The 23,361-nt window shown below is 34.1% G+C and carries 15 protein-coding genes and 2 pseudogenes; 3 read left to right on the top strand and 14 right to left on the bottom strand.

The annotated features are described in order from the left end of the window. Positions 1-315: 315 nt before the first annotated feature. A complete protein-coding gene (locus tag JVU85_RS06350; RefSeq protein ID WP_002509907.1) occupies positions 316-1,239 on the top strand; it encodes an AEC family transporter in 924 nt (307 codons plus the stop codon). Positions 1,240-1,315: 76 nt separating this feature from the next. Here JVU85_RS06350 and JVU85_RS06345 read toward each other — a convergent pair. The 8 genes and pseudogenes from JVU85_RS06345 to ilvD form a co-directional block, all read right to left on the bottom strand. Then, positions 1,316-2,652 (bottom strand): annotated as a pseudogene (locus JVU85_RS06345) (gluconate:H+ symporter). A gap of 156 nt (positions 2,653-2,808) precedes the next feature. Then, on the bottom strand, positions 2,809-3,477 hold the full coding sequence (locus JVU85_RS06340; RefSeq protein ID WP_204172175.1) for an ABC transporter ATP-binding protein: 669 nt from the start codon (positions 3,475-3,477) through the stop codon (positions 2,809-2,811). Positions 3,478-3,487: 10 nt separating this feature from the next. Then, on the bottom strand, positions 3,488-4,408 hold the full coding sequence (locus JVU85_RS06335; protein WP_002509904.1) for an ABC transporter permease: 921 nt from the start codon (positions 4,406-4,408) through the stop codon (positions 3,488-3,490). Next, positions 4,405-5,571 carry an ABC transporter permease gene (locus JVU85_RS06330; protein WP_002509903.1) on the bottom strand — a complete coding sequence of 389 codons (1,167 nt, stop codon included), beginning with the start codon at positions 5,569-5,571 and terminating at the stop codon, positions 4,405-4,407. Before JVU85_RS06330 ends, JVU85_RS06335 begins: the two co-directional genes overlap by 4 nt. 29 nt (positions 5,572-5,600) lie before the next feature. Further along, entirely contained in the window at positions 5,601-7,100 is a 1,500-nt protein-coding gene (locus JVU85_RS06325; RefSeq protein ID WP_021459458.1) for a DUF6583 family protein, read from the bottom strand. Between the two features lie 393 nt (positions 7,101-7,493). Continuing rightward, a pseudogene (locus tag JVU85_RS14160) lies at positions 7,494-7,880 on the bottom strand (M23 family metallopeptidase); the annotation flags it as partial. Positions 7,881-9,329: 1,449 nt separating this feature from the next. Continuing rightward, positions 9,330-10,271, bottom strand: a complete 942-nt coding sequence (locus JVU85_RS06315) for an SLAC1 family transporter (protein ID WP_204172174.1) — start codon at positions 10,269-10,271, stop codon at positions 9,330-9,332. Between the two features lie 288 nt (positions 10,272-10,559). Beyond that, positions 10,560-12,251 (bottom strand): dihydroxy-acid dehydratase, encoded by a 1,692-nt coding sequence (gene ilvD, locus JVU85_RS06310; RefSeq protein WP_151508309.1) that lies wholly within the window; start codon positions 12,249-12,251, stop codon positions 10,560-10,562. Positions 12,252-12,822: 571 nt separating this feature from the next. On the opposite strand from ilvD, the gene JVU85_RS06305 reads away from it, so the two are divergent. Both JVU85_RS06305 and tagD read left to right on the top strand, forming a co-directional pair. After that, positions 12,823-14,973 carry a bifunctional glycosyltransferase/CDP-glycerol:glycerophosphate glycerophosphotransferase gene (locus JVU85_RS06305; RefSeq protein ID WP_002509898.1) on the top strand — a complete coding sequence of 717 codons (2,151 nt, stop codon included), beginning with the start codon at positions 12,823-12,825 and terminating at the stop codon, positions 14,971-14,973. 62 nt (positions 14,974-15,035) lie between these two features. Then, a complete protein-coding gene (gene tagD, locus JVU85_RS06300; RefSeq protein ID WP_002509897.1) occupies positions 15,036-15,425 on the top strand; it encodes a glycerol-3-phosphate cytidylyltransferase in 390 nt (129 codons plus the stop codon). Here the strand turns inward: tagD and JVU85_RS14050 are convergent. The 6 genes from JVU85_RS14050 to fadD all read right to left on the bottom strand — a co-directional run bounded on the left by JVU85_RS14050 (position 15,411) and on the right by fadD (position 23,343). Further along, positions 15,411-15,536, bottom strand: coding sequence for a hypothetical protein (locus tag JVU85_RS14050; protein WP_258521907.1), 126 nt, complete (start codon positions 15,534-15,536; stop codon positions 15,411-15,413). The genes tagD and JVU85_RS14050 overlap by 15 nt on opposite strands. Positions 15,537-15,618: 82 nt before the next feature. Next, positions 15,619-16,827 carry a macrolide family glycosyltransferase gene (locus JVU85_RS06295; protein ID WP_204172173.1) on the bottom strand — a complete coding sequence of 403 codons (1,209 nt, stop codon included), beginning with the start codon at positions 16,825-16,827 and terminating at the stop codon, positions 15,619-15,621. Between the two features lie 206 nt (positions 16,828-17,033). Further along, positions 17,034-18,221, bottom strand: a complete 1,188-nt coding sequence (locus JVU85_RS06290; RefSeq protein WP_204172172.1) for a thiolase family protein — start codon at positions 18,219-18,221, stop codon at positions 17,034-17,036. A 34-nt stretch (positions 18,222-18,255) separates the two neighbouring features. After that, positions 18,256-20,514, bottom strand: a complete 2,259-nt coding sequence (gene fadB, locus JVU85_RS06285; RefSeq protein ID WP_002509894.1) for a 3-hydroxyacyl-CoA dehydrogenase/crotonase FadB — start codon at positions 20,512-20,514, stop codon at positions 18,256-18,258. 29 nt (positions 20,515-20,543) lie between these two features. After that, positions 20,544-21,749, bottom strand: a complete 1,206-nt coding sequence (fadE, locus tag JVU85_RS06280) for an acyl-CoA dehydrogenase FadE (RefSeq protein ID WP_002509893.1) — start codon at positions 21,747-21,749, stop codon at positions 20,544-20,546. Between the two features lie 79 nt (positions 21,750-21,828). Further along, the gene (gene fadD / locus JVU85_RS06275; RefSeq protein WP_142019280.1) at positions 21,829-23,343 is read right to left on the bottom strand and encodes a long-chain-fatty-acid--CoA ligase FadD; all 1,515 of its coding nucleotides are present in this window, start codon (positions 23,341-23,343) and stop codon (positions 21,829-21,831) included. Between the last annotated feature and the right edge of the window lie 18 nt (positions 23,344-23,361).

Genomic DNA, 23,361 nt, shown 5'->3' with positions numbered 1-23,361 from the left:
ATTTCTTTTACAGTATATCCAACTTCTTTCATTTCAATCGTTTTATATTTTGTTTCTATTGAAAAAGACATTATTTTCATAGAAAAAACACCTCCGTATGATTCATTTTAAATGAATTCAACGAAAGTGTTTTTATTTTATTCCCACTAATTGGGGTCAGTTCATTGGTGAGGGTCGTGTTTTTTTATTGCATTTTTAAAGGTAAATAGGAAAAATGAATAAGCTATGGCATAGTTTTTATGAAATAAGAAGTGTATGATAAAGGATAACGGATTTTATTTACAATGACCATCATATGAAAAAGGGGATACATATATGATTGAAATGTATTATATTTTACAAAACATCTTGCTACCAATATTTATTATGGTATTGCTTGGTTTTGTTTTACAAAAAAAATTCACCTTAGATTTAAACACGTTGGCTAAATTAAATATTTATGTATTTGTGCCAGGTTTTATTTTTGTAAAATTTTATCAGACTGATTTTGCATTGAAACTGTTATTGTACATCGTCATCTTTTTTATTATATACATATTTATTCTCTATATTATTGCAGAAGTGTTAACAAGACTTGGCAAAATGGAGAGAGGTAAAGCTACGACGCTTAAAAATAGCACTTTCTTTTTTAATTGCGGTAATTACGGCGTGCCTGTTAATGACTTAGTGTTTAAAGGGGATGCACTAGCAATGTCTGTACAAGTCATTATGTTATCGTTACAAAATATTTTTACGTTCTCTTATGGAATCTTTTCAATTCAATCATTACAAATAGGTAAATTGAAAGCAATGCTAGGTTATTTTAAAATGCCTGTGCTTTATGCGTTAGTGTTAGCATTAATTTTTAATTATAATGATATTCCTATTCCTAAATTTGTGTGGACGCCTGCTAACTATGTAGCAGATGCAATGATTGCGATTGCCTTAATTTTATTAGGCGGACAAATTGCCAAAATAAACTTCAGTTTAAAATGGTCTTCAGCTTATATTTTTATACTAATTCGTCTCGTTGCTGGTCCATTGATTGCTTTGGTTATTATTAAATTAATGGGTATAGACGGTATTGTAGGTCAAGCACTCTTCATCACGTCTGCGATGCCAACTTCTGTAAATAGTTCAGTTATCGCTCAAGAATATGATAACTATCCAGAAATGGCAGCACAATTAGTATTTTTATCAACACTCTTTAGTGCGCTAACAGTAGCAATAACTATTTATTTTTCACATATGTTATTTTAAATAACAGTAAAACACCACTCCGTATACAAGTAAATGTGTAGGAGTGGTGTTTTTGTTGTCTCTATTAAAATTTGTGTTAAATAAAGATATCTAAAATTAGCACTACAATAAGTCCAGTAATGGATGTTAAAAGAAGTGTTAGCCCCCAAGTTTTAAAGGTATCTTTAATAGAAATATTGAAATACTCTTTGAATAACCAAAATGAAGCGTCATTCACATGCGTAATTGTATTACTTCCCGCAGCTGTGGCTAAGACCATTAAAACTGGATTGACATTGAAAGTAGGAATTAAAGGACCGACAATTCCTGCGGCTGTAATCGCTGATACTACGCCTTGACCAGTTGCAATACGGATCAATGCAGTAATGAGCCAGGCCATAATAAGAGGTGAAATATTAGTGTCAGTCATCAGATTGGCAATATATTCACCAACATGGGCTTTTAATATAATTTCTTTAAAAGCACCACCAGCACCTACAATGAAAATAATGGTAGCAACGCCTTTTAAATCGCTTTCAAATGACGACATCATAGTTTCCATATTTTTTCCTTTACGTAGACCAAAGACGATAACTGCGATCATAATTGAAATTATTAAACTAATTTCAGCACTTCCGAAAAAGGTGATTATTTCATGTATGGCAGTATCCTCTGTAACAAACATACTAAAATCGTAGAAATAGAAATTAAAATTGCTGGAATTAAAGGTACAATTAAACTTAAACGAAAGCTAGGCATCTCTGCTTCCGTAAAAACTTTATTTTTTTACAATAATGGTGGTACTGGATAATCTAATTTTTTTAACAATTTTGGGAAGAGTATTCCTGCGACTAAAACTCCGGGAATAAAGACAAGAATACCTAATAAATAAACCATCCCCATATCGGCGTTATAAGCATCAACTAACGCTGTTGGTCCCGCCTGTGGTGGAAAGAGACTATGGGGCAATGTTGTAGCTGCAACCATAGTGATTCCTAATTTCATGAAAGGTGTTTTGGCTTCTACAGCAATACTAATTACTAAAGGTGCTAAAATCATAAATGCAACTTCATAAAAGACTGAAATACCAAATACAGCACCAATAATGATTAATGCCCACTGTACATTTTTTACCCCAAATTTAGAGATTAAAGTTGAAGCAATACGTTGTGCTGCGCCAGAATCAACCATAATTTTACCTAAGACAGCACCAAACCCAATGATTAATGCTAAACTTCCTAATGTTGACCCTAATCCATCTTTAACAGTATCTAATATAGTCATTGGTTTCATTCCGTTAATTAGACCAACGATAATAGCAGAAAATATAAGAGCTAATATACTATTTATTTTAAGTTTAATATTGATAAAGAGTAGGAATGCTACACCAATAATCAAAGATATTAGCGGCAAATGTTCACTCAATAATGACATGTAAACGTCCTCCTAATTTAATAATAAGTCATGTAAGCGTATTCACATTATTCTATTATAAAAGATTTTCGAGAAAATAACAACGTTGTTATTTTTGTAAAAAGTAACACACCACTAATTATGAAAAGCGGTGTGTTATGTTTATTATATTAGTTGTTAATTATTAGCATATGATTCAAAAGGCCACTGTTTATCTGTTAACACTTTAGTATAGAACGGATCGCTGCCGATGACTTTGATATTATCTGCAAGCACTTCAACTTCATCTAAATGATGTGTTGTTAAAATAATTAAGCATTGTTCCTTTAAAGTAACTAATAAACGGTGGATATCATAACGAGATTTTAAATCGATACCGACAGTGGGTTCATCGAGTAATAATATTCGTGGTTGACCGAGTAGACCAATTAATAAATTAACTTTACGTTTTGTTCCTCCAGACAGTTTGGCGACAGTTTGCTGACGATCTTGTAAGTTAAGTGTTTCTGCGTAATTAGTAATTTGTTGATCTGATAATGGTGTACGACACAATGCTTTGAAACATGCGATATTTTCATCGACCGTCATATGTTCAAACAAAGCAATATCTTGAGGAATATAACCAATAAGTTGACGAATTGCTTTTGTTGTTAAAGTTTTATCAAAGTATTTAATTGTTCCACTATTTGGTTGCTCCAAAGATGAAATTAAATTTAACAACGTTGATTTACCGGCACCATTTTCACCAAGTAGTACGGTAACTTGTCGATCTGCGAATGTCATATTGAGCTTATTAAATATTGTTTTGCGTTGATAATGCTTATGAATATTAATAAGTTCTATCATATTGTCACTCCTAAAATTGTAAATAGATATAAATTAAAGTAATAGCTAGTGCATAGATAAGTGCCATGAAAAGTCTATGACTTAAAGTGTTAATAGTGAATAATAACCATGAGATACCTAATTCATAAATAATAATAACGAACAATGTAGCTAAATAAAAAGTTATGCTAAGTTGTTGGTGCATTAATAGCGCGCTCAACCATAGTATAATAAGCAACACTATAGTGTGTGCCGCAATATATAGCCCATACAACTTTAATTTACTAAAAGGTGCTAAATACAAACGTTGCAAAGGCGCGTTTTGTTTTAAGTTGTGATGTAGTAGTATTTGGACACTACTAATACACAACAGTAAGCCGAAAATTATGCTCATAGATAGCGAGCGGTTTGATGAGGTATGTAACGAACGAAAATCTACGTTAGAGGTAGGTGTTTTATCCGTTAATTTAGATTTAACTTGATTGATACTGACGTTAGTATCGGCCTCTTGTACATGTGTATGCACAAGATAAGGTATTTGTTGGTTATACAGCGATTGGCTTACTATTTCCAAAGAAATATTGCCAATAAAATCATCTCTTCCATAAAGTAAGATAGCTTCATGTAAATCATTTTGTTCTAGTTGTGAGCTGTAATTTTTAGGTATTTGCAGACTAATTACAGCTTCTTTTTTAGTTACAGCTTCCTCGATGTAATCATCATCTAAAGGTAAAGTTGATACTTCTAAAATAGGTTCTTGTTTAAGTTGCTTAATTAACGTTTTAGAGTTAGCAGATTGATCTAAATCTTGTATAGCAATAGGAATGTGAAATGTTTGATTAATCGTTTTTTGTAGTACCCATATCAAACCTAAACTACTTAATAAAATGCCAAATAAAAGAAGGTACTGCTTCCATTGTTTATAAATGACTAAGTATAAAAATGGCTTCATGTGCGATACCTCCAAACTAATAGCCCGATAAGCCAACAGGACAGGACGATCAAACTGCTATAAAATAGAGGGCTGATGTCTAAAATATAGTTGTTAAGTACGAGTTCTAACAATTGATTCGTAACTAGACTGAACGGTTGATGAGCGAATAGTCCTCCCAATAAATGACTGAAGTAAATAGTAGGGAGTGTGATTCCTGATAATACAAGTATAACTAGTGTAAAAAGAATTTTAGCAAATAACTGTTTTAAGCCTTGTAACTGTAATTCAATAATTGTTAGCACTAGAGTTATCATGATGACATAGTATAAAATGTGAAGTGCTAAAGTTGGCCAGTTGTACATTTCAAAGGCATTAGGTAAGGTTAACAACATCCAAAGTAAGCCTAAAATCGCCCATACTAAAGTATAGATAAAAGTAAACAAACTTCGGATAAGTATAAGCTTTTCTACAGCAAAATGAAATAGGGTCAAACGGTCTTTTAAAGCTTTTTCTTGATTCATTTTTAAAATTGAAAACAGTGATAAACAGACAATAAAGATAGATGCTAAATAACCAGTTACTACATAATAACTGCCAGTATGATAAATAGTCATTGGATGATAGTCAAAGGTGCCTGTACGATTAAGTCCTGTAAATAATAAGTCGGTCAATAACTTTAGATTGTCATTTTTTGTTGCATCAGGTGCAAGTGAATTGTAAGTGAGGCCACCGCCCATAGCACCCATAAGTCTGTCGTAGACTGAATCAGTTAATTGGTTAAGTGTAATACTTTGTGTTGACTGTTTATCATATGTATAAACTGTAATAGGTAAACTGCCATTACGATAAAATGTTTTCGTCATACCATCTTTGAATACATAATATCCATCGAGTTGGTGTTGTTGCAATTTTTTATGCGCTTGCCGTTGTGTGTAAGGGGTGATACGTATATCTTTTCCTAAGTTATTACCATTACCTAAAGATTTTAAAATTAATCGTGTTTCTTTAGTGTCGTCTTCATCGACAACTCCAATGTTGAAGGTAGTATTATCTTGCTGTGACTGTTGAATAATAAGTAATGTTCCAAAAGCAGCGATAATTATGACAAATATATAAAGCAATAAATACCATTTTTTTAATAAAAAGGAGTGATAAATGCGAAACAATTGAAATGTTTTCATTTTATCACTCCTTTATAGTTAATTAGTTATTATTTTAAATCTTTTGCGACATCTTTAACAATATCTTCTGTATTATCAGATATTTCACGTTGTAATTTTCTGAAGTCGCTGTCACTTAGTGTATTTAAATCTTTAGCATTACCTTTGTCGAAGTTAATATCTTCCTTCAGTTTTACGTCACCTTCTAAAGTAACTGTTACTGGTTCACCTTCGACATCCATAGTGACATCAAGTTTTTGTTTTTGTTGATTATTTTTAGTATCTGTATTTAATACATTATTATAATCTATTGTTGTTTCATCGTATTCAGAGCCGAAGGTAATGTTACCTTTGTCTGTACGTTTGTCTCCATCTTGTTTTTCTTTGTTAGAAATTTTAATGTTAGATTTTTTATATGACTCGTCAGCAGTTAAAGTGTATTTATCATTGTACGTGTCATCTTTTTTAGTAGATTTACCTTTGATGCCTAAAGTTGTATTGTCGGCTTTGATTTTATAATCGACAGCTAAGTTATCATCATCGATATTACTTGTACCTTCAAGTGTTACTTCTTCACCATTTTCTGCTTTTAGAGTTAAATCTCTTTTTAGAATATGTTTATCTTCTTCCCAAATTACAGATTTAACGCTAGGGAAATCTGAAGCATCTGTATCTTTAACTTCTTCTAATGCATCGTCAATTGAATCGCTATAAGAATCTGCTTGCATTTTATCTTCTGCAATTTCTTTAATGTCGTCATCATCTTTTGCTTCTTCTAATACAGTTTGAATAAGAGCTTTTGTTTCTTTTTTGCTTAAAGTCATAGTAACTTTTTGTACGTCTGTGTCTTCACCATCAACTGAAATAGTGTCATCTTCTTTGTCGAAATTATCGTCATCTAATTCATCGATGATTAGATCACTGTAACGTTCACTAATGTCTTCTAATTTATCTTCAGAAATCTGTGTGCTTGATAAAATAGTATTTAAATTCAATGAATCATTTGTGATAGCATTATCTTGTGAACTTGTTGAAGAATAACTGCTGCTTCCAGTTAACTTGTTATACACATCTACTAGCTCATCGTTTTTGGCTTTGTAAACATCATCTAAAATAGGTGCTTCATAATATTGGTTATTTTTGTCTGCAGCCCACTGGAAGTCTCCGATACTATTATCTGCGATTGTTGGAGATAATGCTAGCACTGACTTGTCTTTATCAGGGTCATGTCCTACCTTTAATCCGATTTTAGAACCGTCTACCACCGATTTAGGAATATCTGCGTCTTTTAATAGCTTTGCAGGTACATCAGCACTCGCATCCATATTAATTAAATATGATTCGTCTTTCATCTTGTCTTGGAACTCAAATCCATCCTTGAATCGTGTTTTGGCATATTCTTGATATTGTTTTGCAGTTTCTTGTTCACTTTTTAAATAAGTGTTTTTAGGTGAATTTGAAACAAAATAATATGTTGCTGCCCCAATAATTCCCACAACTAACAAGAGTCCAATGATAGCTGCAATGATAATTTTCACTGTTTTTGACATAAGATTGCCCCCCTCAAATTTCAATTCTTTGTAAACATAATAACATAAAAAATATAATAATTAATCATGAATTTGATAATTTTTTTAAAAAGTGTAAACGCCCATTATTTTTGTGTAAATTTTATAAAATTAAATTAGAAAGTATAATTACTTTTTTAAATATAGTTAATTATAATGATATATATTTTATCGGGAGTTAACTCAAAGGAATTTATAATGTTAATTTATATAATAGATATTTTAATGTTGATAAGGGTCTATTAATAAAAGAAAGTCTAAAAGTGGGCTTTTCTAGCTAATGCTTCAATGTGATGATGAGTAAAATGTGATTTATACATATTAATATATGAAAAAAACCTAGCACAGTAGATTGTGCTAGGGTCATTATAATTATTATGCTTTTGAATTTACATATGATGTTGGATCAACTGAATAGTTATTACCTACGCCACCGTCCATACGTTGGAAGTGTAAATGAGGTGCTGTTGAATTACCAGTATTACCTGATAAACCAATTTGGTCACCTTCTGAAACTGTGTCACCTTCTGATACATTTAGTTCATTCATGTGCATATACCATTGGTAATTATCACTATTTTCTTCTTGGATAGTAACTTGGTTACCGCCACCATAATTACTCCAACCACTTTGCGTAACTGTTCCATCAGTTAATGAATATACTGGTGTATTTTCATCCATTGCATAGTCAACGCCATAGTGAGCGCCGCCACCATAATATTGACCATAAGGTTGTAGTTGACGGTTTTGAGTTAACCAATTAGATGAACTTGTTTCATTATTACTGTCTGTAGTTGATTGCGTAGTGTTTGCTTCTTCACTTGACTGTGCTGACTCGTTTACAGGTGCAGCAGTTTGAGTAGTCTCATAATTTGAGCTTGTAGCATTTGTATTATTTTGTTGTTCAGTTGCTTGTGCTGATTCATTTACAGGTGCAGCAGTTTGAGCAGTCTCATTATTAGAGTTTGCAGCATTTGTATTGTCTTCGTTGTCAGTTGCTTGTGCTGATTCATTTACAGATGCTGCAGTTTGAGCAGTCTCATTATTAGAGCTTGCAACATTTGTATTATTTTGTTGTTCAGTTACTTGTGTTGATTCATTAGCTGATGCTGCAGTTTGAGCAGTCTCGTTATTAGAGCTTGCAGCATTTGTACTGTCTTCGTTGTCAGTTGCTTGTGCTGATTCATTAGCTGATTGATTTGAAGTAGCGCCTTGTTGAACGTTATGCTGTCCATTATTATCATTGCGTGTATAGTTATTGTCATAGTTATTTTTATCTTGTTGAGCACTGTCATCAGTACCGTCTAAGTGATAACCTGATTTTTGAACTTCTTCATGGCTTTTATTTGGACTGTTCACATTCCCATCTTGTTGAACAGGTGTAGTTGTAGCGTTTGTATTATCATTAGTAGCGCCTTGTCCTTCTCCTGCAACAGGGAAGTAGAAGTAATGATAATTACCTTTATCATCAATAAGGTAGAAATAATATTGCTCATCATCGAACATAGATTGCTCCCAATTGCCATCTGATGTATGATGATAATTTCCACTTGCATCTTTATCCATATAACCTTCGGCAAAGATACCAGAAAATTGACTTTGCTCTTGACTTGAAATAGTTGTTTCTGAAGCTTCAGCTTCACTTTGTTGCGCGATACCGACTGCACCTAAAGATAGCGTAGCAATCGTTGCTGTCATTAATTTTTTCATAATAAAAATAAATCCTCCCAAAATTTTTCCTAGAATAACAATAGCAGATAACTTTCTAAAAGAGAATATAGTAATGTTTGTTTTAATACAAAAGTAATTATTATGAGATGCATGTAAATATTTAGAAAATTAAAAAAGTCTTATATTTATAGGCGAATATTAAGATTGTACTATAGTGTAAAAATACATTATTTCATTGTATGTAATTTTTTTGCAACATAACGTTATGTTTTTTTGCAAAATCTATATTATGTTTCGTTATTTGTAATAAAGTGTAGGTAATGATAACTACTATTAATAATAAGTATGTGTTTTGGAGTGACAGCAATATATGATTGTTATATAGGAACATTGACAGCAAGTAAGTTAAATTGAAATTTTCTTTCAGTATCAAATTTTAAGTAAAGAGGCGTTATTGCACATTAAATCATGTGATAATAACGCCTTTATTTTCTAATTTTATGTTCTTTTTACTGTAGTAAATAAATACTTTGGACCAAGCTATGTGTAGCGTAAATGATTGATAATGTATTTAATATAAGTCAAAATGACATAAACGACTACTAATGTGGCGAAAATAAGTTCAGTAATCATTACGATATTCAATAGAACATTCCACAACGGTGGTAAATTTACCAGTTGATATAGTGAGACTACCGAAGCAGCAGTTGTCACCCAGGGAAAAGTAAGAGCTGCATAGGCAGGTTGGAACCCAATTGTTTTAATTCTTGGAATGAAAAAGAGCGACATGATAAATAAAGCTTGTGATAATACAAAAAAACTTCCTATATATAGCATTGAATAATCTGTCCGCGTTAACAGATAACCATTTAAGCAAAGTGCTGCAGGTGCAGAAATAATTACGGCCATTGGAAACTGTTGATTGTTATACCTTTGCCAAGCTTTACGGCATAATACAAACAGTAGTAATATGATGAAAAATATCGATCCTAAATAAACCACGCCTGCGCCTAGTTGTGTACTAAAACCTTCAGACGTTTCAGCAATAACCCCGATACCTACAAATGCCACAAACCAACTAGTATTCGGTTTGGAATCAGTCGATGGAAATAACCATATATGATAAATGATGAATCCAAGTAATATACTAAAATGGATGAGTACCATGAGCCACCACATTATAGTAATAAACCATCCAATGACATGTAAGTAATGATGTAATATATATAATAATGATAATAGTGCCATTGGCAAGGCAGGAAAGGTGGCACAAGTATTAGCATTTTTTAATTCATTGGCAACTGTATGGGGAAAAAGTAGCAATTTTTGTAAAAATATAACTATGATAATAAGAGATATATAAAATAATAAAAAAGGTATATAGGTCAAGTTGATGGTGAACAAAAGATTACTTAATGCTGCTAAACCCAATGCTAAACCACATATGGGAGTCGGTAATTGTTTCAGTAATTTAGCATACATAGTGATGCACTCCTTACACAGTCTTTTATCAACAATGTTATTAGTATACTATGTTTTAAAGTAGTTGTGTGAAGCTAAATTGTTACTAGGAAAGTTCTATAGTTCTGATTTTCAATGTGGGCTAGGCGCTTAGTTGCTATAAAAATTTCAATTAAATAGCTACTGGAATCAGTATAAAAATAGCCAAATGCAAGCGCGCTATCATTATGAGGCATCGAATATTGTAATATAAAAAAGCATCTCGCCTCAAAGTGTGGACTTTGAGGCGAGATACGCTGTTGTAAATCATTAATCTGTTATCGCACCTTTAGATGCGGAAGATACTAATTTTGCATATTTGTATAACGTACCATGTGTTGCTTTCAATTTTGGTGCTTGCCATTTTGCTTTACGCTCAGCTAACTCGCTATCAGAAACATCGAAGCTAATTTCACGTTTTTCGGCATCAATGGTAATAATGTCATTTTCTTCTAATAGTGCCATAGGTCCACCAACTTGAGCTTCTGGTGCAGCGTGGCCAATAACTAAACCATGAGAGCCTCCAGAAAAACGGCCGTCTGTTAACAAGCCTACAGATTCACCTAACCCTTTACCAACTAAAATTGAAGAAGCGGATAGCATTTCAGGCATACCTGGTCCACCTTTAGGTCCGGCGTACCGAATAACGACTATATCGCCAGGTTTAATTTGATCATTTAAAATCGCATGTGTTGCGTCATTTTCAGTGTCAAAGACTTTAGCTGGACCTTGAATGTACGTAACACTTAATCCTGAAATTTTGGCTACCGCACCTTCAGGGGCTAAGTTTCCTTTTAGGATTACTAGTGGACCTGTTGGGTGTTTCGGCTGTTCAAAATTAATGATTTCTTTGTTATCAGATAAATCGGGTGCATCAGCTAGATTTTCTGCTACTGTTTTACCAGTAACTGTTAAGCACTCTCCATGAATTAATCCATGTTTGTGAAGTAGCTTCATTACTGCTGGAATACCTCCGACATCGTTAAGGTGTGACATGACGTACTTACCACTCGGACGTAAATCAGCTATATGAGGTACACGTTTACGTACTTCTTCAAAATCATCTAATGTTAAATCAATTTCCATAGTATGTGCGATGGCAAGTAAATGTAAAATTGCATTTGTTGAGCCACCTAAAGCCATAGCAACAGTAATTGCATTTTCGAAAGCTTCTTTAGTCATAATGTCTTTTGGATAAATGCCTTGTTCTAATAAATGATAAACAGCCTTGCCTGCTGCACGGCTATCTTTAGCTTTATCGGAAGATACTGCTGGGTGTGATGCACTGCCAGGTAAACTCATACCCATAGCTTCAATTGCTGACGACATAGTATTTGCAGTAAACATACCACCACAAGCACCAGCGCCTGGACAAGCATTACACTCTACTTTGTGTAACGCTGCTTTATCAATTTCTCCATTGTTATATTGTCCTACACCTTCAAAGGCAGACACAGCATCTAAGTCTTTTCCATCTAATTTCCCTGGTAATACAGTACCTCCGTAAACAAATACGGCTGGTAAATTTAAACGTGCAATACCAATCATACAACCCGGCATATTTTTATCACAGCCGCCAATTGCAACTACGCCGTCTAAATTTTCTGCACTGACTACAGATTCAATAGAGTCGGCGATCAATTCACGACTAGGTAATGAGAATCGCATACCGTCAGTACCCATAGAAATGCCATCAGATACAGTAATGGTATTAAAAATCAGTGGATTTGCACCAGCTTCGCTCACGCCACGTTTGGCAGCACGTGCGAGGCCATCAATATGTACGTTACATGGTGTAACTTCACTCCAAGTACTGGCAACTCCAATCATTGGATTGTTAAAGTCATCATCTTCAAAACCTAACGCACGTAAATAAGAACGGTTCGGTGTACGACTGACACCTTCACTGATTACTTTACTTTTAATTCTTAAATCTTGCTGATTGTTACTCTCCCTGTTCATAAAAATACCCCCTAAAATTACTAACACTTTAGTGAATTTACTATTGTGTGAAAATTCTAACTATTTTGAGTGTAACAAAATAGTTATCAAGTTAAAGTCAGTCATAGTAGCCAAACCTTTTGTCTTCACTTTTAACAGGCAGACTAAAACTATTATTTTTTCAGTGTAACTCAAAATGACGTCGAACCCCAACATAACGAATTAAACTTAAACTAATCTTGTACATTTTTATTGTGCAGTCAATAGCTAAATTACGATATGGGAATGCACATGTGAGCGCAACAGTAGCGATATATGACTGAATCGTTGACTGCAAGATGGCGTTTTACTTAAAATTAACGAAATAAAATACTGTAAAACACAGTAGTATCGATAGTTACAACGCTATTTGCTATTAAATCTAAAATTGTTACTATTATATTAAATGTATATTAAAAATGTTTTGTTTTTGTAAAAAAATGCATTTGTTTTTGTTATACTAAATGTTATTGTTTTCAGATAAACTCCAAGTGCTAAAGAAATATTCTTAACACTTAATGTAAATATATATAAAAGTAAAGAGGTAATATTAATGAATAAAATATCTGTTATAGTCACTTACTATAACTCGGAGGACTACATTGCTAAATGTTTAAGTAGTTTGAAAAAGCAAAGAATGCAAGATTTTGAATTGATTTTAGTGAACGATGGCTCAACGGATCAGTCAAAAGAGCTAGTGGCATCTATGTTAGATGGATGGGATATTAATTGTCATGAGATTGATTTAGATACAAACAAAGGTCATGCGCACGCACGAAATATAGCATTAAAAGAAGTAACTTCACCGTATTTCATTTTTGTCGATTCCGATGATTATTTAGCATCATATGCTTTAACTTATTATTTGAAAGTGTTAAATAAATGTGATGCCTTAATTGCGCCAATCCATTCGTTTACATTGGATATTCCACAATACGTTGATCAAAACTTAGTAGAAGTAAAATATTTAAAAACTAAAACACATTCCAATCAATTTTTACGTAAAAATTCAGCATGTAATATAGTGTTTAAAACGGCTATCATGAAAGGGCATAACGTACGTTTTAACGAAGACTTAGATGTTTATATTGATTGGTCATTTTTACTTGAGTATATGAAATATTCAAATTGGTTTGTACGAGTGTCACGATTCCCATTTTATATCAAAGGTGAAATCTATGATCCATTCTTAAAACCAGCGTTGTCTAAACAAGAGTTTGGTGTTGTTTTTAACGACTATATTTATAGTTTTAACGATGCTATAAAACGCGCACCATATAAAGACAATAAAGAATTTATTACGAATAAAATGAAGAGCTTAGTGATGCAATCATTTGAACCATCTTCAAGAAAGACAAAAGAACGTTATGCAAATTATAGCTCTTTACTTCCTGGTGTAATACGCAAATTATTACCTAATATCATTAAAAACGAAAAACCATTATTTATTTTAGAATCATTATTACTAGCATTAAATCAAAAGAAAAAAGCTTACAAAATTAACCTAATTAGAAAAAATGCACGTTTGGCTAAAAATGTTATCTTAAAGCGCAAAAACAAAAATCGTTCGTTGTATCAGTTAACGGATAGTCCAGAAAACGTTCGTCCAAATGTCATTGTGTTTGAATCTTTCGGTGGCAAAGGCTACAGCGATAGCCCTAAATATATTTATGAATATATGATGAATCATTTCCCAGAATTTGAATACATTTGGGTATTAAACCGACCGAAGAATGTATTTATACCTGGTCCAGCGAAGAAAGTGAAAAAAGGTTCACAAGCGTATTACGAAGCATATAGTAAAGCTAAATATTGGGTTGCCAATGCACGCTTGCCATTATATTTAAATAAAAAGCCCAATCAAGTGTATATACAAACTTGGCATGGTACACCATTAAAACGTTTAGCTAATGACATGAAAGTTATTCGTATGCCAGGAACGACAACTGAGAATTATAAACGTAACTTCAGAGAAGAAACTAGTAGATGGGACTATTTAGTATCACCAAATAGGTATTCTTCTGAAATTTTTGAAAGTGCCTTTTGGATGGATAGTGATAGAATTTTAGAAATTGGTTACCCTCGTAACGATGTCTTAGTGAACAGAGCGGATGACGAACAGTATATTAATGACATCAAAGAAAATTTAAATTTACCACATGATAAAAAAGTCATAATGTATGCTCCAACATGGAGAGATGATGAGTTTGTGAAAAAAGGTAAATATCTATTTGATTTAAAAATAGATTTAGAAAACTTACAACGTCAACTAGGGGATGAGTACGTAGTGTTATTAAGAATGCACTATCTTATTTCCAATGCTCTAGACTTACGTGGTTTTGAAGAGTTTGCGATTGATGTATCAAACTACAGTGATATTTCAGAATTATACTTAGTTACTGATTGTTTAATTACAGATTATTCATCAGTTATGTTTGACTATGGTGTACTGAAAAAACCACAAATTTTCTTTGCTTATGATTTAGATAAATATGGACAAGATTTACGTGGTTTCTATTTAGACTATCACAAAGATTTACCAGGTCCGATTTATCAAGATCCTTATGAATTAGCAAATGATTTGAAGAACTTAGATCAAATAGCAGAAGATTACAAACCACAAATTGATGCGTTTTATGATAAATTCTGTTCGTTAGAACAAGGAAAAGGTTCTAAAATTATTTCAGATGTCATTAAATATTAATTAAATAAACGAACTACATTAGACATAGTTATGGTCTAACAATAGCTGGAGGCAAACAAACGATGAAAAGAGTAATAACTTACGGCACATATGATTTATTACATTATGGCCATATTGAATTATTGAGAAGAGCTAGAGAGCACGGTGATTATTTAATCGTTGCGTTATCTACAGATGAGTTTAATAAAATTAAAAACAAAAAATCATATTATAACTATGAGCAACGTAAGATGATGTTAGAATCAATTCGTTATGTAGATTTAGTAATTCCTGAAGATGGTTGGGGACAAAAAACTAAAGATGTAGATAAATATGATGTTGATTTATTTATTATGGGTCACGACTGGGAAGGTGAATTTGACGAGTTGAAATCACAATGTGAAGTGATTTATGTGAATCGTACAGAAGGTATTTCAACGACTCAAATTAAAACTGAATTATACGGTAACTAAGCTACCGTTAGTTATAAAAAAGAAGCGAGAAATCGCTTCTTTCGGACTGTCGACAAAGTTTCTGACTTTGTCGACAGTTTTTTTATGCACGCTTTCCGCGGGCACTGCCACAGCCTGTAGTCTTCAGCGAGTGCGCTTCTCGCAGGAACCGTTGCCAAAATTATATTTTGTTGCAATATGATACGTCCCAAAGCTAGTGTACATACTGTTTTTTGAAATTAAGTATTGCTTCTACAGCTACTTGATATCCAGGTTTCGTAGTAGATTGTAATTGCTTGATTTTGGCAATATTCGCTTTGTAATAGTCTAAGTTAGTTAACATTTCTGTTACCGTTGTTTTTAGTTCAGTAGTTGTTACAGTGGCGGAATCAAGTTTTTTGCCGATCCCTAATTGTTCAATTTGATGTGAGACGACTGGTTGGTCAGCGCTTTGTGGAAAAGCCAGTAAAGGTACATCCATCATCATAGCTTCGTTCGTACTATTCATCCCAGCATGTGTGATAAATAAGTCTGTATGTTGTAATAACTCAATTTGTGGAACGTATGATTCGACAATAAAGTTGCTAGGTATATCATCAAAATTAGCAAGATTATTTGTAGTGCCAATTGATACTACGACTGTAACATTTAAATCTTTTAAAGCTGCAAAGCATCTATTAAAGAAGCTGATGTTTTCGTTAAACACTGTACCTAGAGAAATATAAATAACAGGGCGTGAAGTATTAATCTTATTCATAAACTCAGTAGGTTGTGGTGTGCGTACTGACGGTCCAGCAAACACAAACTCTTGAGCATTAAACTGCTCAACATCGTGTTGAAATCCTTGCATAATATAAGAAATATTTAAATCACCAGGATTATTCATAATTTCATGACGTGACGGTATTTGAACTTGATATGTTGTTTCAATATCGGTTTTTAAACTTTGGAATATTTGGTTAGAACGTGCAACTTCCGAATCATCAAGTTGATTTTCAATTGAAGTGATAAAATTGTCGAACAATGGCTTCGTTTTAGCAAAAGTGGTAACGGATGAAATAGCAGGAATATTTAATTTTTGAGCAATTAAATAGCCACACCCAAACATAGAATCATAGATTACATAATCAAAATGTTCATGTTTAATATCATTTAAAATGCGTGGTAACATGACATGGGCAGTATTCAACACGCCATTGATGACGTCTAACACATTATTATTACCATATGCTGTAAAGGATTCGACCACTGAATCGATAGGTAACGAACGTATCTCGACTCCAGTATTAGCTAGTTTGGATTCGTATATATCGCTTAAATAATAAACGACTTCTTCTCCTTGGTCTACCAACGACTTACATACTTCAATCGTTGGATTGATGTGACCTTCTGACCCTGGATTGATAAATAAAATTTTTCCCACAAAAAAACCTCCTAAGTTAAACTAATATTTAGTTTAATAAAAATAATTCAAATAAAAAAATATGTATATTTTATTTACTTTTTTAACAGTGCGAATAACAAAAAAGACTACCATCAACCGTAAGTGATTTGATGGTAGTCTTTATATTTAAATAATCTTTATTTGAAGTGTTTTGTGACTAGATTATTTTGAGAATTGAACAGGTATTAATTGCGAATATATTCGAATATACCGGCAGCACCCATACCTACACCGATACACATAGTGACCATGCCGTAACGTGTGTGTGGTTGTTTTTTCATTTCTGATAATAAACGTCCAGTTAGCATTGCTCCTGTAGCACCTAAAGGATGTCCTAAGGCAATTGCGCCACCGTTGACATTGGTTTTATCTATTTTTAAACCAGTTTCGCGAATGGATGCGAGCGTTTGAGATGCAAATGCTTCGTTTAATTCGGTAATGTCAATATCATCAATTGTTAAGCCATTGGCTGACAGTACTTCAGGTATAGCATAAGCCGGTCCAATACCCATTAATTTTGGATCTACACCAACAGCTTTAAAGCCGACAAAACGAGCAATTGGCGTAACACCTAATTCTTTAACTTTGTCACCTGACATAACTACTACAAAGCCTGAGCCGTCAGTTAATGGTGCAGATGTACCTGCCGTCACAGTGCCGTCAGCCTTAAAGACAGTGCGTAACTGTGCCAGTGCTTCGGCATTTGTATCAGGTCTTATCATCTCGTCTGTTTTGAATTGTTTTTTAGTGACTACAGGACCATTGTGGTCATATGACACATCGTTCACTTCGATAGGGATAATTTCATCTTCAAATTTCCCAGCTTGTTGAGCTTCATAAGCACGTTGATGACTTTGGACAGCATAGGCATCTTGATCTGCTCTCGATACTTGATACGTATCAGCTACCATTTCAGCTGTTAATCCCATAGGATACGATACGCCACGATCTTCATCTTGTAGTAATGGGCTGTTGGTAGGTTCATTACCACCCATTGGAACAGCACTCATTAGTTCTATGCCACCCGCTACTAAGATATCACCTTGGCCAGCTTTAATTTGATTGGCTGCTAACGCAATCGTTTGTAGTCCAGATGAACAGTAACGATTGACAGTTTGTCCAGGAACACTGTCAGGCATATCTGCGAGTAAGGCAATAGAACGTGCGATGTTTTGTCCTTGTAAACCTTCAGGGAAAGAGTTACCGACAATGACATCTTCTACCATGTCTGGAGTGAAATTGCCATCAACTCTATCTAATACTCCCTTTAATACTTGAGCAGCTACTTCATCAGGTCTTTCATGAAATAATGCGCCACCTTTAGCTTTACTTGCGGCAGAACGTCCATAAGCAACAATATATGCATCTTGCATTTAACTTCATCCTCTCTCTACTCAATTTCAATGATTAGTTACGTAACGGTTTTCCTGTTTTTAGCATGTGTGATATACGATCATACGTTTTTTCATTATTTAGTAGTTCTAAGAATCCTTGTTTTTCTAGTTTTTGTAAATAGCGTTGATTGACATATGTGTTACGTGGTAAATCGCCACCAGCCAAAATATCGGCTACTTTTAAGGCAATTTCGTAGTCGTAGTCACTGATAAAATGACCGAGACGTTGTGCGTCTAATTGACCTTGTGCTAATGCTTTAAAGTCTTTACCTAAAGCGATGAAGTTTGGTTTTGGTGTTGGTATATAGTTCGTTTGTGCTTCATAAGCTGCGCGTTTCAATGCTACTTCAACACGTTGGTCAGTGTTCAAGATGATCGTATCAGTTGGTTTTAAATAACCATAACGTACAGCTTCATGAGCATTAGTAGCTACTTTGGCTAAACCAACATTCATCAATACTTTTGATACACTTTCTTGTTTGTCGTTAGCTTTATGGTCAGTGCTCAAGATACGTGTTGCTAATTCAGCTAAACCACCACCACTTGGTAACAGTCCTACACCTGTTTCTACTAAACCGATATACGTTTCACTTGATGCAACGACAAATGGGGAGTGCATTACTAACTCACAACCACCACCCAGTACTTTACCTTGTGTAGTAGTGACTACTGGTTTTAATGAATGTTTTAAGCGACTGAAACTATAATGTAATTTATCCACAGCGTCACCAACTAAAGTATCAACTAAGCCATCTTCGTGTGCTTTTTTCATCATGTAGAGGTTAGCACCAACACTAAAGTTATGACCATCTGCATAAATGACCATGCTACTATAGTCATTATTTTCTAAGACATCAATAGCTTCTACTAAATCATCGGCAAAGCCGTCTGAAATGATATTATTTTTACTTTGTAATTTAAGTAGTAATTGGTCTGTGTTAACGACTGCTAATTTGGAATCTTCTTTATCCCATAATTCTTGTTCGATTTGGTCAGTAATAGCTGTGACACGCTCAATAGATTCTTGAGGTTGATAAAACGATCCATTTAATGATTCGATCCAGTCGGGCAATGTGCCTAATTCATCACGCATTCTTGATTTGACACGGTCAAAGCCCATTAAGTCCCATAATTGAAATGGTCCTTTTTTCCAATTGAAGCCCCAAACAAGCGCACGATCAATGTCTTTAAAATCAGGAGCAGCTTTCGGGACATTGATAGCAGCGTAATAAAAATTATTACGTAGCGTTTCCCATAAAAATGTTCCGGCCTCATCTGTTGCATTGAAGATAACATCTAGATTATGAGATAAATCTTTATTGAATTGTGCCAAGATAGGTAAGTTCGGTGTTGATTGGGCAACGTAATCGTTAACTGATGCATCAAAGACTAACCGTTGTTTACCTTCTTTTTTATAGAAGCCTTGTTTTGTTTTGCGACCTAATGCGCCAGCTTCATATAGTTGTTGTGATAATTTTACTTCTTTAAAATATGGTTGTTCTGCAGGGTCTTGACGTAAACCTTGCATTACAGCTACAGCAATATCTAAACCTACTAAGTCAGTTAAACCATATGTCCCAGTTTTTGGTCGTCCGATAGCTTGACCAGTTAGAGCATCAACGTCAGTAATGGATAATCCTTGTTGTTCAGCACGATACATAACGTCATTCATCGTTTGTGTACCGACACGGTTGGCAACAAATCCTGGTACATCGTTAGCAATTACAACGCCTTTACCTAATACATCCTCAGCAAAACGTTGGACTTGTGTAATAATTTCAGAACTCGTTTCTTGATTCGGAATGATTTCAGCTAATTTCATAATCCGTGGTGGATTAAAGAAGTGTAGTCCTAAAAATCGAGAACGCGCTTGCTGATCAAACGCTTTGGCAATCCCCTCTATAGGGATACCTGATGTATTAGTAGCAAAAATAGCACTGTCCTTCGCTATTTGTTGTACTTGGTTCCATACTTGGTGTTTGATGTCGATATCTTCTTTGACTGCCTCAATATAAATATCACTATCATCACCTTGGACTAAATCATCTTGAAAGTTACCAATTGATAAATTAGAAGCATATTGCAAATCAAATAACATAGGTTTCTTCTTATCTGTAATGATGTTATAAGCCTTTTGAGCAATTTTATTTGGTTCTTGTTCATCTATCACAATATCTAATAATTTTACTTTTAATCCCGCATTTACAAGTAAGGCAGCAAGTTGGCTACCCATTGTTCCTGCACCTAATACAGTGGCTTTTCTTATAGTCATAACATTACCTCCATGTAATTAAATCATTTTTATAGAAAGGCTGAATCTCCTGTTAGTGCTCTACCAATAACTAATGCGTTGACTTCATGTGTACCTTCATAAGTGTAAATTGCTTCAGCATCTGAGAAGAAGCGGGCAATATCATAATCAGCTAAGATACCATTACCGCCTGTAATTCCACGACCCATTGCTACTGAATCTCTTAGACGTAAAGCGTTCATCATTTTAGCAGTAGAAGTGGCTACTTCATCGTATTCGCCATTTGCTTGCATACGTGCAAGCTGTGCACACATTGACATAGCATGTGCCAAATTACCTTCCATCATAGCGAGTTTTTCTTGGATTAATTGGAATTGACTTAACTTTTTACCGAACTGTTTACGTTGAGTTACATAGTTCAGTGTGGCACGTAATGCACCTGCAATCGCTCCTGTAGCCATATATGCAACGCCAGCACGTGTAGAATATAGAACTTTTGCAATATCTTTAAAACTATTAATATTTTGTAATCTTTCACTTTCTTCTACAACTACGTTATTTAGTTTGATATTGGCGTTGGGTACAATTTTTAAAGCAATTTTATTTTGAATAATATCAATTTCGACACCTTCTTGATCAGGTCGAATGATAAAACCTTTTGGTTTACCTGTTTCAGGGTCTACAGCATAGACTGGAATAACATCAGCTAAGTGTGCACCACCAATCCATCTTTTTTCGCCGTTTAATATCCATTTATCACCATCACGAACAGCTGTTGTTTCAAGTCCACCTGCAACGTCTGACCCATGATTTGGTTCAGTTAAAGCAAAACAAGTTCGGAGTTCGTGTGATTGTAATTTAGGAATATAATAGGCGACTTGTTCTTTGCTACCACCAAATAAGAATGAATTATGCCCTAATCCTTGATGAACACCAAGTAATGTGACTAAAGACACATCAAATCGAGCTATAGTATAAGACATGAAAAACTGGAATAGTTGACTCGGTGTTTTAGCGCCTTCTCGTCCTTCGAATAGTAAAGGATTGTTAAAATAATTTAGTTTGCCTAAATCATCAAAGAAGTCTTCGGGTATTGTAGCGTTAACCCAATGGTCGTTAATAGAGTCACGGTATTTGCTTTCTAATAAATCATCTAATTGTTTTAACAACGTTACTTCACCATCAGTTAAATCTTTGGCAATACTTAACACATCTTCAGGATATAATGCTTTTAAAGTTTCATTTTTTGTTGACATAAAATCAACCTCCATCGTTTTTGGTAACGCTTACATTTGTTGTTAAAAAAATAATAAGCAGTTTAATTTTGAAACTAGTTTACGCAAGTTCATCTTCTTGTTGTGCTCTGTCATTCATTAATTTTTGTAGTGATAGTTTGTCTGGTTTAGATGTTGCATTTAAAGGCATATGAGTAATTTTAAGATACATTCTAGGGATTTTATAACCAGCTAAGTGTTCGCGTGCATAGCTATCTAATTCTTGTTCATAATTCGCTGTGTCTTCTTTTAAAATTATTGCAGCGGCAACAGACTCTCCAAATTTCGGGCTGTCATAACCGACGACAACACATTGTTCAATGATAGGGTGCTCAGATAGTACGCGTTCGACCTCTGAAGGTAACACATTTTCGCCACCTGTAATAATCATTTCTTTTTTACGATCGACAATATAAATATCACCGTCTTCATCTAAACGAGCTAAATCTCCCGTTAAGAAGAAATCTTTATGAAATGACTTAGCAGTTTCTTCAGGTTTATTCCAATAACCAGGTGTTACATTTTTACTACGAATAGCCAATTCACCAATTTCTCCAGGTGTTACATCTTGATATGTGTCATCTAACACACGAACTTCTGTAAACATCACTGGTTTACCGATACTCATTGGCTTATTGATAGCGTTATCTGGTGTGTTGACAGTAGTTAGTGGCGCTTCAGTTAATCCATATCCATTGATTAAAAAGAGATTCATACTGGCGAATTTCTTTTGAACAGCGGGTAGTGGGGCAGAGCCACCTTGAATTAAATAGCGTGCGTTTTCAAAGTTTGCTGGATTGAAATTGTCAGCTATTAACATGCCATAGTACATAGTTGGAATCAACATCACATAATTAGGTTTGAATTTTGCCATAAGGTCGTTCAATCCTTCGCCATTAAAGTAACGTTGTAACACTATTGTGGAACCATTCATTAACATAGGAATTGTTAAATCATTAAAACCAAATACATGGAACATTGGTAGTGAAACAATAGCGACATCATCAGGCACCGTGTTGTAAGTTAAATTTAAATTAATACCATTGTTGACAAAAGATTCATATGTGAACATGACCCCTTTAGGAGTACCTGTAGTACCACTTGTATACAACAAGGATGCTATGTCATCATGTTCTACTGACACTGCAGTGAATGGGTGATGTACTTCTGGATTTACAATCTCATCATAGGCGGGTGTATCAATATCTAAATAGATTAAGTCCTCTGGTATTTGAGTTAAACTAGATAGGTGTTTTGTTGAATAAAAAATTAACTTAACGCCTGAATCATTAACCACAGTTTCAATTTCTTCTGGACTTAAACGCCAGTTGATAGGGTAATAAATGGCTCCTAGTTTGAATGAAGCAAATAATACATCTAATATTGCGACATCATTGGGTGCGAAGATACCAACTACATCACCTTGCTTAATACCTTGTTCACGTAGGTGATGTGCTAAATTATCAGCGCGAATATTTAGCTGTTGGTATGTCCATTGTGTGCCTTTTGCTGGGTCTATAATTGCGGGTTTCTCTTCATCAAAATCTGATCTTGTTTTTATCCAATCATAATTCATTTTAAATACCCCCTAAGT

The organism is Staphylococcus sp. GDY8P72P (genome assembly GCF_016890655.1).
GTDB classification, from domain to species: domain Bacteria; phylum Bacillota; class Bacilli; order Staphylococcales; family Staphylococcaceae; genus Staphylococcus; species Staphylococcus arlettae.
The sequence above is the reverse complement of the archived record's forward strand: the minus strand, read 5'-3'. Positions and strand labels throughout refer to the sequence as shown.